This window comes from Enterobacillus tribolii (genome assembly GCF_003363015.1).
GTDB classification, from domain to species: Bacteria; Pseudomonadota; Gammaproteobacteria; order Enterobacterales; family Enterobacteriaceae; genus Enterobacillus; species Enterobacillus tribolii.
Genome location: NZ_QRAP01000007.1, coordinates 249,587 through 264,008 on the forward strand (window position 1 = coordinate 249,587; position 14,422 = coordinate 264,008).

The 14,422-nt window shown below is 56.8% G+C and carries 11 protein-coding genes; 9 read left to right on the forward strand and 2 right to left on the reverse strand.

Features of this window, described 5'->3' with window-relative positions; all coding sequences use genetic code 11:
* Positions 1 to 305 precede the first annotated feature (305 nt).
* From C8D90_RS15855 to C8D90_RS15875, 5 genes are all read left to right on the forward strand, one after another.
* Positions 306 to 488 (forward strand): Trm112 family protein, encoded by a 183-nt coding sequence (locus C8D90_RS15855; RefSeq protein WP_115459437.1) that lies wholly within the window; start codon positions 306 to 308, stop codon positions 486 to 488.
* A complete protein-coding gene (gene kdsB, locus C8D90_RS15860) occupies positions 485 to 1,240 on the forward strand; it encodes a 3-deoxy-manno-octulosonate cytidylyltransferase (protein ID WP_115459438.1) in 756 nt (251 codons plus the stop codon). Before C8D90_RS15855 ends, kdsB begins: the two co-directional genes overlap by 4 nt.
* A 139-nt stretch (positions 1,241 to 1,379) precedes the next feature.
* Complete coding sequence (locus tag C8D90_RS15865; protein ID WP_115459439.1) at positions 1,380 to 2,273, forward strand: YcbJ family phosphotransferase; 894 nt, start codon at positions 1,380 to 1,382, stop codon at positions 2,271 to 2,273.
* Between the two features lie 364 nt (positions 2,274 to 2,637).
* Positions 2,638 to 4,032, forward strand: a complete 1,395-nt coding sequence (locus C8D90_RS15870; protein ID WP_115459440.1) for a nucleobase:cation symporter-2 family protein — start codon at positions 2,638 to 2,640, stop codon at positions 4,030 to 4,032.
* Between the two features lie 217 nt (positions 4,033 to 4,249).
* Positions 4,250 to 5,617, forward strand: a complete 1,368-nt coding sequence (locus tag C8D90_RS15875; protein ID WP_115459441.1) for an 8-oxoguanine deaminase — start codon at positions 4,250 to 4,252, stop codon at positions 5,615 to 5,617.
* Between the two features lie 44 nt (positions 5,618 to 5,661).
* Here C8D90_RS15875 and C8D90_RS15880 read toward each other — a convergent pair whose 3' ends face one another.
* Positions 5,662 to 5,925: a hypothetical protein gene (locus C8D90_RS15880; RefSeq protein ID WP_147291378.1), complete on the reverse strand. Its 264-nt coding sequence runs from the start codon at positions 5,923 to 5,925 to the stop codon at positions 5,662 to 5,664.
* Positions 5,926 to 5,940: 15 nt separating this feature from the next.
* Positions 5,941 to 6,714, reverse strand: coding sequence for an envelope biogenesis factor ElyC (gene elyC, locus C8D90_RS15885; protein WP_115459443.1), 774 nt, complete (start codon positions 6,712 to 6,714; stop codon positions 5,941 to 5,943).
* A gap of 147 nt (positions 6,715 to 6,861) precedes the next feature.
* Between elyC and cmoM the strand changes: the two genes are divergently transcribed.
* The 4 genes from cmoM to mukB are packed head-to-tail and all read left to right on the forward strand — an operon-like array spanning position 6,862 to position 14,132.
* Positions 6,862 to 7,647, forward strand: coding sequence for a tRNA uridine 5-oxyacetic acid(34) methyltransferase CmoM (gene cmoM / locus C8D90_RS15890; RefSeq protein WP_115459444.1), 786 nt, complete (start codon positions 6,862 to 6,864; stop codon positions 7,645 to 7,647).
* Positions 7,644 to 8,966, forward strand: a complete 1,323-nt coding sequence (gene mukF, locus C8D90_RS15895) for a chromosome partition protein MukF (RefSeq protein ID WP_115459445.1) — start codon at positions 7,644 to 7,646, stop codon at positions 8,964 to 8,966. The genes cmoM and mukF overlap by 4 nt, the downstream gene beginning before the upstream one ends.
* Positions 8,947 to 9,678 carry a chromosome partition protein MukE gene (gene mukE, locus C8D90_RS15900; protein WP_115459446.1) on the forward strand — a complete coding sequence of 244 codons (732 nt, stop codon included), beginning with the start codon at positions 8,947 to 8,949 and terminating at the stop codon, positions 9,676 to 9,678. The genes mukF and mukE overlap by 20 nt, the downstream gene beginning before the upstream one ends.
* Positions 9,675 to 14,132, forward strand: a complete 4,458-nt coding sequence (gene mukB / locus C8D90_RS15905) for a chromosome partition protein MukB (RefSeq protein ID WP_115459447.1) — start codon at positions 9,675 to 9,677, stop codon at positions 14,130 to 14,132. Before mukE ends, mukB begins: the two co-directional genes overlap by 4 nt.
* The last annotated feature ends 290 nt before the right edge of the window (positions 14,133 to 14,422 follow it).

A 14,422-nucleotide genomic window follows, 5' to 3' on the forward strand; every position in this document is an offset into this window, starting at 1 on the left:
GATGATTTTGTGCAGCACTTTCATAACTCTTCTTCGTTGGTATTTTGCAGGTGTTACTCTATTTTGTGATGTAAATCACATTTCAAAACTACGCTTCCCGCCGGAAAAAAGCAACGTGATTATTTATCTCCCTCCCGTCGTATTTTCATGATGTTCCGGACTTCGCAATGAAGAATAAGAATTTACTCTTTACCAATATGATACGTATAAACCCGCTTATCGCCGTGGGTGCGTAACGGCCGGCAACGGGGTATGCTATCCGCCATGCATTTATTACTGACGTGCGACACTGATTAGGAAGAACTATGGATCACCGTTTACTTGAAATCGTTGCCTGCCCGGTTTGCAACGGCAAACTTTACTTCGATAAAGAAAATCAGGAACTGGTCTGTAAGGCTGACCGTCTTGCTTATCCGCTGCGGGACGGGATTCCGGTGCTGCTGGAGAATGAAGCGCGGGTGTTACCCCTGGATGAGGGTGCAGCATGAGTTTTGTTGCGATTATCCCTGCCCGTTATGCCTCAACCCGTCTCCCCGGCAAACCGTTGGCGGACATCGGTGGTTTGCCGATGGTGGTGCGCGTTATGGCGCAGGCCAAAGCATCCGGCGCGTCACGGGTGATCGTGGCGACCGACCATGATGACGTCGTCAGCGCCGTGCAGGCCGCCGGCGGCGAAGTCTGCATGACCCGAGCCGATCATCATTCCGGCACGGAGCGACTGGCGGAAGTGATTGAACGCTACGGCTTCGCGGATGATGAAATCATTGTTAACGTACAGGGCGACGAGCCGCTCATTCCGCCGGTTATCATCTCGCAGGTGGCGGAAAACATCGCCCGCAGCGAAGCCGGTATGGCGACGCTGGCCGTGCCGATTACCAGCAGTGAAGAGGCCTTTAACCCCAACGCGGTGAAGGTTGTGTGTGACAGTAAAGGCTATGCGCTCTATTTCTCCCGCGCCACGATTCCCTGGGAGCGCGATCGGTTCGCCGTATCCCGTGAGCAGATCGGCGACGTTTTCCTGCGCCATATCGGCATTTATGCTTATCGCGCCGGCTTTATCCGCCGTTATGTCACCTGGGCGCCCAGCCAACTGGAGCAAATCGAGATGCTGGAGCAACTCAGGGTGCTGTGGTACGGCGAGAAAATTCACGTTGCCGTCGCGCTGGCGGCGCCCGGTACGGGCGTAGACACGCCGGAAGATCTGCAACGGGTGCGCGAACTGGTCCGGAACGGCGCATAGCGCCGTTTCATTCCCCCCGCCAGCGGATTAATTTACTGAGGAGCGTGCGATTGCACGCTCTTTTGATCTGGGTTGGGAATGTAAAATTTATTCTGTACGATGATAGACCTCCCAGTCAGAGCGGTGAAAGGTATTGGCGATGGAGCACCTGAAAGCGGAACTGAGCGTAGTATTGGGCGAACCGGTCGGAAGGCTGGAGCGCATCAGCGAACAACCCTACGCACATTTGTTTGCGCTTTATAATCAACAGGGAGCGCCGATACCGCTGGTTGCCAAAAGCTATGTGTGCCAGGGCATCGCACAACAGGAAGCTTACAAACTCTCAATGCTGGCCCGCCAGGGTGACATCCGCCTGCCGACGGTTTACGGCATGCTGACCACGCACCAATCCCCTTATAAAGAAGTGATGCTGATTGAACGCCTGCGCGGCGTGTCCGTGGAAGCGCCAACGCGCACGCCGCAGCGTTGGCAGTGCCTGATGGATCAGATCGTCGAGGGCGTGCTGGCCTGGCACCGCATTGACGGCCATGGTTGCGTCGGCTGCGTGGACAGCGTACAGGAAAACAGCTGGCCGGCATGGTATGGGCAGCGCCTGGAGGTGATTTGGGCCACGCTCAACAGCATGCGGGGCAACCAGCTTGATATGGAAACCCGCCGGATTCTGTTCCGTAGCCGGGAATGCCTGCCGGCGCTGTTCGCTGGTTTCGACGACAGTTGCGTGCTGGTGCATGGCAACCTGACGCTGCGCAGCATGCTGAAGGATCCGCGCAGCGACCAGCTTCTGGCAATGCTGAACCCCGGCATGACGCTCTGGGCGCCGCGTGAATACGATCTTTTCCGCCTCAGCGAAGACGGGATGGCAACGATGTTGCTGCATCGTTACCTGCAAAAAGCGCCCGTCAGCGAGGATTTCATGGCGCGCCGCTGGCTGTACGTTCTGTGGGAGTCCATCGGGCGTTTTCTGCATACGGGGACGCTGGAGCATGAGGTGGTGAATCATGCCGCCCGTGAACTGTTACCCTGGCTGGAGTAACGCGCGAGTATCATTTTTGCGAAACTGAATTACCATTTTGATACGTTTGACACGCTGGTTCTGATAAATATCTCTTATCCATCCCCTTATTTTTGTTAAACGGGTTTACCTGGCAGGAGCAGGCCCGTTTATGTGCTTTCTTTATGTGAACTCCTTTGCAGAATTTCATCTTCCTGCCCCGTAATAGCGGAATATCTAACGGATTGTGCACGTTACATGCATAACGTTTCGGTCGCCGTACCGGGAACGTCATCCCGGCGGGGAGCATCGATGAGAATGCCGTACATCAGTATCCGGGAAAGCCAGGGCTTTCATACCGTAACCGCCGGCAAAGCCGGTTGTGTTGTAAAGGAGTGATGTGTCTATGAGTGTCATTAATGCCCAGCAAAGTGACGGGGAGGCCCGTCGGACTCAAAAAACCGACAATGTTGAACGTATGTTGCCCGTGGGGCAACTGTTTACGCTGGGGCTGCAGCATGTCCTGGTCATGTATGCCGGCGCTGTTGCCGTGCCGCTGGTTATCGGCGGCAGCCTGGGGCTTCCCAAGGAGCAAATCGCTTTTCTGATCAGTTCCGATCTGTTCTGCTGCGGGGTCGTGACGTTGCTGCAATGCCTGGGAATAGGGCGGTTCGCCGGGATCCGGCTGCCGGTGATTATGTCGGTGACGTTTGCCGCCGTTACGCCCATGCTGGCTATCGGCGCCAACCCGGAAATCGGCCTGACCGGCATTTTCGGCGCGACCATCGCATCGGGCATTATCGCCACGCTGCTGGTGCCGCTAATCGGCCGGTTGATGCCGTTGTTTCCTACCGTGGTAACGGGCGTGGTAATTACTTCCATCGGTATCAGCATCATGCAGGTCGGTATCGACTGGGCCGCCGGGGGGAAAGGAAATCCCGATTACGGTCATCCTCTCTATCTGATCACTTCCTTTTTGGTACTGACGTTTATCTTGCTGGTTACCCGTTTCGCCAAGGGGTTCCTGAGTAACGTTTCGGTGTTGCTGGGGATTATTTTCGGTTTCGTGCTGGCTTTTTTCATGGGAAAGGTCAGCTTCGCCGGATTAAGCGAAGCGGCGTGGTTTGCGCCGATTAAGCCCTTTGCGTTCGGCTGGCCGACGTTTGAACCAATATCGGTACTCACGCTGACCGTGGTGATGCTGATTACGTTTATTGAGTCGATGGGGATGTTTTTGGCATTGGGCGATATTGTCGGACGTCCGGCAAAGCAGGAGGACATCGTGCGCGGTCTGCGCGTTGACGGCATCGGTACGATTATCGGCGGGATGTTTAACAGTTTCCCTCACACCTCGTTTTCCCAGAACGTCGGTCTGGTCAGCGTAACCGGCGTTTCCAGCCGCTGGGTCTGCGTAATGTCAGGCGGGATTCTGCTGGTATTCGGGTTGGTGCCCAAGATGGCGGTTGTCGTGGCTTCCATTCCGCAATTCGTGCTGGGCGGTGCAGGCATCGTGATGTTCGGCATGGTGTTGGCGACAGGGATTCGCATTTTGTCGCGCGCCAATTATTCCACCAATCGTTACAACCTCTATATCGTTGCGATCAGCTTAGGCGTAGGGATGATTCCGACGGTTTCCGGTCAGTTTTTCCAGCAAATGCCGGAGGTGTTTCAGCCTTTACTGCACAGCGGCATTTTGTTAGCCACGGTAAGCGCTGTAACGCTGAATCTGTACTTTAACGGCTATCACCCTGAAAAAGCGAAAGATGGCGAAGAGGGAGAGGCGGAGCAGGCGACGGGGTAAGTGACCATCAGACCGATCCGCGGAAGTGTGATGGCCTGAATGGCGATAAAGATGGAAATTTGTACACTAAAGACGGTAAGCGCAATAACAACAGCGGGCGGCGCAATGCCGCCCCGATAACGGCGCTGTCTCTGCTATTCCGCGCCGGGCCTGCCGGGTTTCGGTGGCCGGGAGACAGTTGCAGCATGTGAGCACATTGTCCTGATGAGGAAATAACATGCATAAAAAAACGCTGCTGGTTAAAAACGCCGAGCTGTTGGTCACCATGGATGACGAACGGCGTGAAATTCGTAAAGGAAGTTTGATCGTCGAAGGGAACCGGATCGTTGCCGTCGGCGGGCGTGAACTTCTGTCCGCCGGCGTTGATGAAGAGCTGGATTTGCGCGGACACGTCGTCATTCCGGGCTTGATCAACACCCATCACCATATGTTTCAGTCACTCACCCGCGCTATTCCTGCCGCACAGGACGGAGAGTTATTCAACTGGCTGCAACAGCTTTATCCGATTTGGGCCAGGCTCACGCCTGAAATGATCCACATCTCGACCCAAACGGCCATGGCTGAACTGATGCTTTCGGGCTGTACCACCGCCAGCGATCATCTGTACGTGTATCCCAACGGTTGCCGGCTAGACGACAGCATTGAGGCCGCAAGGGAAATCGGCATGCGTTTCCATGCCTGCCGCGGCAGTATGAGCGTCGGCCGCAGTAAAGGCGGGCTGCCGCCGGATGAGCTGGTAGAGAGCGAAAACGCTATTCTCGAAGATTCCCGCCGGTTGATTGAAAGCTATCATGATGCCGGTCGTTACAGCATGCTCAGAATCGCCCTGGCGCCTTGTTCGCCGTTTTCCGTCAGCCGCGAGCTGATGCAGAAGACTGCACGGCTGGCGCGCCAGTACGGCGTCTCCCTGCATACGCATCTGGCGGAGAACGACAACGATATTCGCTATAGCCAGGAGCGTTTCGGGATGACGCCGGCGCAGTACGCGGAAGATCTCGGCTGGGTCGGGGCCGATGTCTGGCATGCGCACTGCGTCAAGCTGGATGAGGCGGGCATTGCGCTGTTTGCCCGCACGGGGACCGGCGTGGCGCATTGCCCCTGCTCCAACATGCGCCTTGCTTCCGGCATCGCGCCCGTGCGCGCTATGCTGGATGCCGGCGTTAAGGTCGGGTTAGGCGTCGACGGTTCCGCGTCAAACGATGCGGGCAGCATGATTGGCGAAGTCAGGCAGGCGATGCTGCTGCAACGCGTAGGGTTTGGCCCCGATGCCATGACGGCCCGTCAGGCGCTGGAGCTGGCGACGCGCGGCAGCGCAGCGGTACTGAACCGTGATGATATCGGGGCTATTGCTCCGGGAATGGCGGCGGACTTTGTGGCATTCGATCTGAATCGCCTGAGCCTTGCCGGCGCGCGGCACGATCCGCTGGCGGCGCTGGTGTTCTGCAATCCGGGCGAAGTTGCCTACAGCGTGATCAACGGACGGGTGGTGATCCGCAATGGGGAAATACAGACCGTGCGGCTACCGGAAGTGATTGAGAAACATAATCGCCTGGCGTGCTTACTGACGCATCCTGAGCTGTTGTAGCATTACGTTGTTTTGTGTCAGGGGGAATGCCTTACGGCATTCCCCTATATTTTGGCCGCGCGCAGCAGTCCGCTGCACAGATACCAGAATAAGATGGGAAGAACCAGCAATGCTGCGAAGGCGAGGAAGAGGGCTAAGTTGGTATTGATGCCCGTGGTCCAGCTCAGAACGAAGCCAATGGCGCTGATGCCGTTCAACGGGTTGGCATCCAGCTCGGCCTGCATTGGCTTGCAGAAAAAATCCAGAACGATGATCTGCAATTCAAATATGGCGGCTGCGCCGAGCAACATCAAAATTCGTCGTAACATAGCATATCCTGACCGTTATTCTTGTTGTTGATTTGAAGCCGTTAAATTCTGCCACCAACTGCCCAGGGTTTCATACCAGGCCCGTTCGCTGTGCCCGAGATAAAACGCCGACGGCAACGCTTTCTCCCAGGGATTCAGCGCCGAAGTGATCGCAAGCTGATTAGCCGGCGCCGGAATCGGGGTCAGCCCCTGTTCTTCAAAAAAGCGGACGGCCCGCGGCAAATGGTTGGCCGATGTCACCAGAATCAACGGCTGATGGCCGACGATGCCGGCAATGCCCTGTGCCTCTTCGCGGGTATCCTTCGGCGTATCCAGCAGAATAATTTCATCCGGAGAAACCCCCAGGCTCTCGGCCACGTTGGCCGCCACGCGCGCGCTGCTGATATTGCTGGTTTGCGCTACGCCGCCGGTAAAAATAATCTTTGCTCCCGGATGCAGCCGCAGCTGGCGAATGCCCTCCGTTACCCGCGGCAGACTGTTGTTGAGCAGGTTGGAACTGGGCGCCCATTGCGGGTTATAGGTATAACCGCCGCCTAACACTACGATGAATTTCGCCGGGGTTTGCGCGTTCAGCGTTGAATAGCGTTTTTCCAACGGCAGCAGCAGGCGATCGGCTATAGGTTGCAGGCTTAACAGCAAAATCGCCAGCCAGGCGAGAGAAATCAGAGCTTTCCCGCTTCGCTGCCAGCGGGTAAACCACAGTAAAACCAACCCCAATGCGATAATCGCCAGGAAAAGCGGTAGTGGTAATAACAGGCCACCGATAAACTTTTTCAGGGTAAACAGCATCGGGCAACATCCTTTTTGAGTGAAAATACGGCATCTGACATGAATATTGAGTCAATGAGATTCATTCTACGCCTGCCTGTGTCAAAATAGCAGGTTTAGGGCGATGAGTTTGGGATGTTTCCGTCTGCATTCCGTGGAGCAGATTGTATGCAGGATCGAAATTTTGATGATATTGCCGATAAATTCACGCGCAATATCTATGGTACGACGAAAGGGGAGATTCGTCGCGCTGTCCTGTGGCAAGATCTGCAACAGATGCTGACGGCCTGGCCGGAACGGCAACTGAACATTCTGGACGCCGGCGGCGGTATGGGGCAGATGTCCAGCGAGCTTGCGGCGTTGGGGCATCGGGTGATTCTGTGCGATATCTCCGCCGAAATGTTGAGCCGGGCGCAGGCGCATGCCGAACAAAAAGGTGTGAGCCACAACATGCAATTCATACAAAGTCCGGCTCAGGAGATGGTTCAGCATTTGGAACAGCCTGTCGATCTGATATTGTTCCATGCTGTTCTGGAGTGGGTCGCCGACCCCCGGATGGTGCTGCAATCACTGTATGGCTGTCTTAGGCCGGGTGGTGCGTTATCATTGATGTTTTATAACTATAATGCCCTGTTGATGCGTAACATCGTGTTAGGTAACTTGGACTATGTCAAAGCCGGTATGCCCAAGCGTAAACGGCGTTCATTATCCCCTGATCACCCGTTGGACCCGGCCCGGGTTTATGACTGGCTGGAGGGAATGGGTATGCACATCACCGGTAAAAGCGGCGTACGGGTATTTCACGATTACATGCAGAATAAACGACAGCAGATTGAGGATTTTGCCGACGTGCTGGCGCTGGAGCAGCGTTACTGCCGGCAGGAGCCTTTTGTCAGCCTGGGGCGCTATATCCACGTTATGGCGCGTAAGCCCACAGTGAAGGACGGACTATGAGTGATTTTACCCAGACGGTACCGGAACTGGTTGCCTGGGCACGGAAAAACGATTTCGCCATTTCTCTGCCTACGGAGCGTCTGGCGTTCATGCTGTCTATCGCCACGTTGAACAGCGAGCGGCTGGACGGGGAAATGAGTGAAGGGGAACTGGTGGATGTGTTCCGCCAGGTGAGCAAGGCTTTTGAGCAGACGCATGAAACCGTCACCGTACGTGCGAACAATGCGATCAACGATTTGGTAAAACAGCGTCTGCTCAACCGCTTTACCAGCGAACTGGCGGACGGCAATGCGATTTACCGCCTGACGCCGCTGGGTATCGGCATCACCGACTACTATATCCGTCAGCGTGAGTTTTCCACGCTGCGTCTTTCCATGCAGCTTTCCATCGTGGCGCAGGAACTGCGCGCCGCCGCGGAAGCGGCCGAAGAGGGCGGCGATGAGTTTCACTGGCACCGCCATGTGTTCGCGCCGCTGAAATATTCGGTCGCCGAGATTTTTGACAGCATCGACCTGACTCAGCGCATCATGGATGAGCAGCAGCAAGGGGTGAAAGAAGACATCGCCGCGTTGCTGAACCAGGATTGGCGGGCGGCGATTTCCAGCTGTGAAATGCTGCTTTCCGAAACGTCCGGCACCCTGCGCGAATTGCAGGATACGCTGGAGGCCGCGGGCGATAAGCTCCAGGCCAACCTGCTGCGCGTGCAGGAGGCGACGATGGACAATACAGAGCTGGACTTCATCGACAGGCTGGTGCTTGACCTGCAAAACAAGCTGGACCGCATCATCAGCTGGGGGCAGCAGGCAATAGACCTGTGGATTGGCTACGATCGCCACGTACACAAATTCATCCGTACCGCCATCGATATGGATAAGAACCGGGTATTCGCCCAGCGTCTGCGTCAGTCGGTACAAAACTACTTCGAGAACCCCTGGACGCTCACGGTCGCCAACGCCGATCGCCTGCTGGATATGCGCGATGAAGAGTTGGTGCTGCGCACCGAAGAGGTGACCGGCGAGCTGCCGCCTGATTTGGAATATGAAGAGTTCTCCGAGGTGCGCGAACAGCTTATCGCCCTGATTGAAGAGGAATTGCAGGTCTACAAAACCGAGCAACGGCCGCTGGATGTCGGGGCCGTGCTGCGTGAATACCTCACCCGATATCCCCGTCAGCGCCATTTCGATTTAGCACGAATTCTGGTAGACCAGGCGGTGCGCCTGGGTATTGCTGAAGCTGATTTCACCGGATTGCCCGCGGAATGGCAGGCGATCAATGAGTACGGAGCCAAGGTACAGGCCCATGTCATCGACAAATATTGAAAATGTGATGCCAGCGAAGCTGGCTCAGGCGGTGTTTAATCCGCTTTTCCCCGCCCTGGACAGCCAACTGCGCGCCGGGCGGCATATTGGCATTGACGAGCTGGATAACCATGCTTTTCTGATGGATTTTCAGGAAGAGCTGGAAATGTTCTACGGCCGCTACAACGTCGAATTAATCCGCGCGCCGGAGGGATTTTTCTACCTGCGTCCGCGTTCGACCACGCTGATTCCCCGCTCGGTGCTGTCCGAGCTGGACATGATGGTGGGGAAAATTCTCTGCTATCTCTACCTGAGCCCGGAGCGCCTGGCGCACGAGGGGATCTTTACCCAGCAGGAACTGTATGACGAACTGCTGACGCTGGCGGATGAAAGTAAACTGCTGAAGTACGTCAACCAGCGTTCTACCGGCTCCGACCTGGATCGCCAAAAGTTGCAGGAAAAGGTGCGTACGTCGCTGAACCGCCTGCGCCGGCTCGGGATGGTTTATTTCATGTCCGGCAACGACAGCAGCAAATTCCGCATCACGGAATCGGTGTTCCGCTTCGGCGCCGACGTGCGCAGCGGGGACGACCAGCGCGAAGCGCAGCTGCGCATGATCCGCGACGGCGAGGCGATGCCCATTGAGAATACCTTATCCCTGAATGATGAGGCGGATGAGAATGAGTCCGGCACGGACAACGTGACAGACAGCGCGGAGGATGAACAGGAATGATTGAACGCGGAAAATTTCGCTCGCTGACGCTGGTTAACTGGAACGGCTTCTTCGCCCGGACGTTTGATCTGGACGAGCTGGTCACCACGTTGTCGGGCGGTAACGGGGCGGGCAAGTCCACCACCATGGCCGCGTTTGTAACGGCGTTGATTCCCGACCTTACCCTGCTGCACTTCCGTAACACCACCGAGGCGGGAGCGACGACCGGCTCACGCGACAAAGGGCTGCACGGTAAACTGCGTCCGGGCGTGTGCTACTCCGCGCTGGATATCGTCAACTCCCGTCATCAGCGCATTGTGGTCGGCGTACGTTTGCAGCAGGTTGCCGGGCGCGATCGCAAGGTGGACATCAAGCCTTTCATTATTCAGGGCCTGCCGACGGCTTACCAGCCGACGGAAGTCCTGACGGAGACCGTTGGTACGCGTCAGGCGCGCGTGCTGCCGCTGCAGGAGCTGAAAGAGCGCCTCGAAGCCATTGAGGGCGTGCAGTTCAAGCAGTTCAACTCCATCACGGATTACCATTCCCTGATGTTCGATCTGGGGGCAATCCCGAAACGTCTGCGCTCCGCATCGGACCGCAGCAAGTTCTACCGCCTGATTGAAGCTTCGCTGTACGGCGGGATTTCCAGCGCCATTACCCGTTCATTGCGTGATTACCTGCTGCCGGAAAACAGCGGGGTGCGTAAGGCATTCCAGGACATGGAAGCCGCGCTGCGTGAAAACCGCATGACATTGGAGGCGATCCGGGTCACCCAGTCCGATCGCGATCTGTTCAAGCACCTGATTTCAGAAGCCACTTCTTACGTTGCGGCGGATTATATGCGGCACGCCAATGAGCGACGCATTCATCTTGATCAGGCGCTGGTGCTGCGCCGTGATTTGTTGGGCAGCCGCAAGCAACTGCTGAATGAGCAATACCGTCACGTTGAGATGTCGCGCGAACTGGGCGAACAGAGCGGGGCGGAATCCGATCTCGAAACCGATTATCAGGCCGCCAGCGATCACCTGAACCTGGTGCAGACGGCGATGCGTCAGCAGGAAAAGATCGAGCGTTACCAAAGCGATCTGGAAGATCTTTCATACCGTCTGGAAGAGCAGACCGAGGTTGTGGCCGAAGCGACGGAGCTGAACGCTGAGTATGAGGCGCGCTCCGAAGCGGCGGAACTGGAGGTCGATGAGCTGAAAAGCCAACTGGCCGATTATCAGCAGGCGCTGGACGTACAGCAAACCCGTGCCATTCAGTATCAGCAGGCGTTGCAGGCGCTGGAGCGCGCGCGTCAGCTTTGCCAGTTGCCCGATTTGTCCATGGACAACGCAGAGGAACATCTGGAGGCCTTCCAGGCGCGCGAGCAGGAAGCCACGGAAATTCTGCTGCAACTGGAACAAAAAATCAGCGTGGCCGATGCCGCCGTGTCGCAGTTTGAAAACGCTTATCAGCTGGTAATCAAGCTGGTCGGCGACGTCAGCCGCAGTGAAGCCTGGCAGGCAGGGCGTACCTTATTGCGCGACTGGCCGGGCATGCAGCATCAGGCAGAGCGCCTGCAACCGCTGCGCATGCAGCTTTCTGAGCTGGAGCAGCGCCTGCGTTCTCAACAGGATGCCGAGCGTCTGTTGCAGGAGTTCTGCAAACGCAGCGGTCAGACATGCCAGCCGGAAGAGCTGGACGAGATGCTGGCCGGGGCGGAAGCGCAGGTGGAATCCCTGTCTGCTGAAGCTTCGCAGGTCAGCGAGCAGCGTATGGCGGTGCGTCAGGAACTGGAACAGATCGCCTCACGCACCAAAGAGCTGACGGCCAGGGCGCCGGCCTGGCTGGCTGCGCAGGAGGCGTTGACCCAGTTGAGCGAGCAGTGTGGTGAATCCCTGGAGGACAGCCGCCAGATAACCGAACAGATGCAGCAACTGCTGGAGCGTGAGCGCGAAGCCACGGTGGAGCGTGATGACGTTACCCAGCAGAGACGCATGGTTGAAAGCCAGATAGAACGCCTGAGCCAGCCCAGCGGGGCGGAAGACGCGCGTATGATCGCGCTGGCCGAGCGTTTTGGCGGCGTATTGCTGTCAGAAATTTATGAAGACGTTACCCTCGATGACGCGCCTTACTTCTCGGCGCTGTATGGACCGTCACGCCACGCTATCGTGGTGCCCGATCTGTCGCTGGTACGAGACTCACTGGCGGGGCTGGAAGATTGCCCGGAAGATCTCTACCTGATCGAAGGCGATCCGCAGTCTTTCGATGACAGCGTATTTGCCGCAGAAGAGCTGGAAGGCGCGGTGGTGGTGAAAATCGCCGATCGCCAGTGGCGTTATTCCCGCTTTCCTGAGGTGCCGATATTTGGTCGCGCCGCGCGCGAAAGCCGTCTGGAAACGCTGTACGCCGAGCGTGATGAGCTGGCGGAGCGTTATGCGACCCTGTCATTCGACGTGCAAAAAACACAGCGTCTGCATCAGGCATTCAGCCGCTTTATCGGCACTCATCTGGCTGTGGCGTTCGAATCGGACCCCGAAGCTGAGCTGCGCCAACTGAACAGCCGGCGCGGTGAAATTGAGCGCATGATCAGCAATCAGGACGGTCAGGGGCAGCAACAGCGTCAGCAATTAACGCAGGCCAAAGAGAACGTGGCGCTGCTCAATAAGCTGGTGCCGCTGACGGGGCTGCTGCTGGACGAGACGCTGGCTGACCGGGTGGATGAAATCCGGGAAGAGCTGGATGAAGCGCAGGAAGCCAGCCGTTATTTACAGCAAAACGGTGCAGCTTTGGCGCAGTTGGAGCCGGTTATCGCCGTTTTGCAAAGCGATCCGGAGCAACACGAACAGTTGCAGATCGATTACCAGCAGGCTCAGCACAATCAGCGTGTGGCAAAACAGCAGGCATTCGCACTGACGGAAGTCATTCAGCGCCGGGCGCACTTCAGCTACAGCGATTCCGCCGGGATGCTGACGGAAAACTCGGATCTGAACGATAAGCTGCGCCAGCGCCTGGAACAGGCGGAAAGCGAGCGTACCCGCAGCCGTGAGCAACTGCGCCAGCAGCAGACGCAACTGGCGCAATACAATCAGGTGCTGGCCTCGCTGAAGAGCTCGCATGACGCCAAGCGCGATATGCTGAAAGAGCTGACGCAGGAACTGCAGGACATCGGCGTTCAGGCCGATGCGTCCGCTGAGGAACGCGCCCGTGGGCGCCGTGATGAGCTGCACGCCTTGCTGAGCGCCAACCGTGCGCGGCGCAACCAGTTGGAAAAACAGATTACCTTCTGCGAAGCCGAAATGGACAGCCTGCAGAAGAAGCTGCGTAAGGTGGAGCGTGATTATCACGCGATCCGCGAGCAGGTGGTCACGGCGAAGGCCGGCTGGTGCGCGGTTATGCGCCTGGTGAAAGACAACGGCGTAGAGCGGCGTTTACATAAACGCGAGCTGGCTTACATGGACGGGGACGAGCTGCGCTCCATGTCGGATAAAGCGCTGGGGGCGTTGCGTCTGGCGGTGGCGGATAACGAGCACCTGCGTGACGTGCTGCGTTTGTCTGAGGACTCCAAACATCCGGAACGTAAGATCCAGTTCTATATCGCGGTGTATCAGCATCTGCGCGAACGTATCCGCCAGGATATTATCCGCACCGACGATCCGCTGGATGCCATTGAACAAATGGAAATTGAACTGGCGCGTCTGACGGAAGAGCTCACTTCACGCGAGCAGAAGCTGGCGATCAGTTCGAAGAGCGTGGCGAACATCATCCGTAAGACGATTCAGCGTGAGCAAAACCGCATCCGCATGCTGAACCAGGGGCTGCAGGCCGTGGCGTTCGGCCAGGTGAAGAGCGTACGGCTCAACGTTAACGTGCGTGAGTCTCACGCTACGCTGCTGGCCGTGCTGGCCGAGCAACAGGAACAGCATCAGGATTTGTTCAACAGCAGCCGCCTGACCTTCTCCGAAGCGCTGGCGAAGCTGTATCAGCGCCTCAATCCGCAGGTGGATATGGGGCAGCGCACGCCGCAGACGATTGGCGAAGAACTGCTGGATTACCGTAACTACCTGGATATGGACGTGGAAGTTAACCGTGGCTCCGATGGTTGGCTGCGCGCGGAAAGCGGGGCGTTGTCGACCGGTGAGGCTATCGGTACCGGGATGTCGATTCTGGTGATGGTGGTGCAAAGCTGGGAAGAGGAGTCGCGCCGCCTGCGCGGTAAGGATATCTCTCCCTGCCGTCTGCTGTTCCTTGACGAAGCAGCCCGTCTGGATGCCAAGTCTATCGCGACCCTGTTCGAGCTTTGCGATCGTCTGGAAATGCAGCTGATTATCGCGGCGCCGGAAAACATCAGCCCGGAAAAAGGCACGACGTACAAGCTGATGCGTAAGGTGTTTAACAACGTTGAACACGTCCATGTGGTCGGGTTGCGTGGTTTTGCGACTGACAAGAAGGTTTCGGACTCGCTGGACGCGATAGAATCTGCCCAATCGTAGAGGGGAGATAATTCCTTAATTGCGCTGATTATTCAGAAACGGCCTCTACTCAGGCCGTTTTTTTTGGCAAAATAAGCCAGCGTACGGATTTTCGTCAGAGAGTAAGTCATCCTTCAGATTTATCTCTCGGATTGCACTAAGGAAAGCAGAAAATAATTTCTGTTTGTATAATTTAAAGTAAGTTGTACCGGCCATTATCCGCAAACCGTTCCCGTTTACCCAAACGGAGCGGGTGGTCGGCAAGCAGGAAGCGACAGCTTGGTTATCGGATAATGGTTTTAATGTGAGCA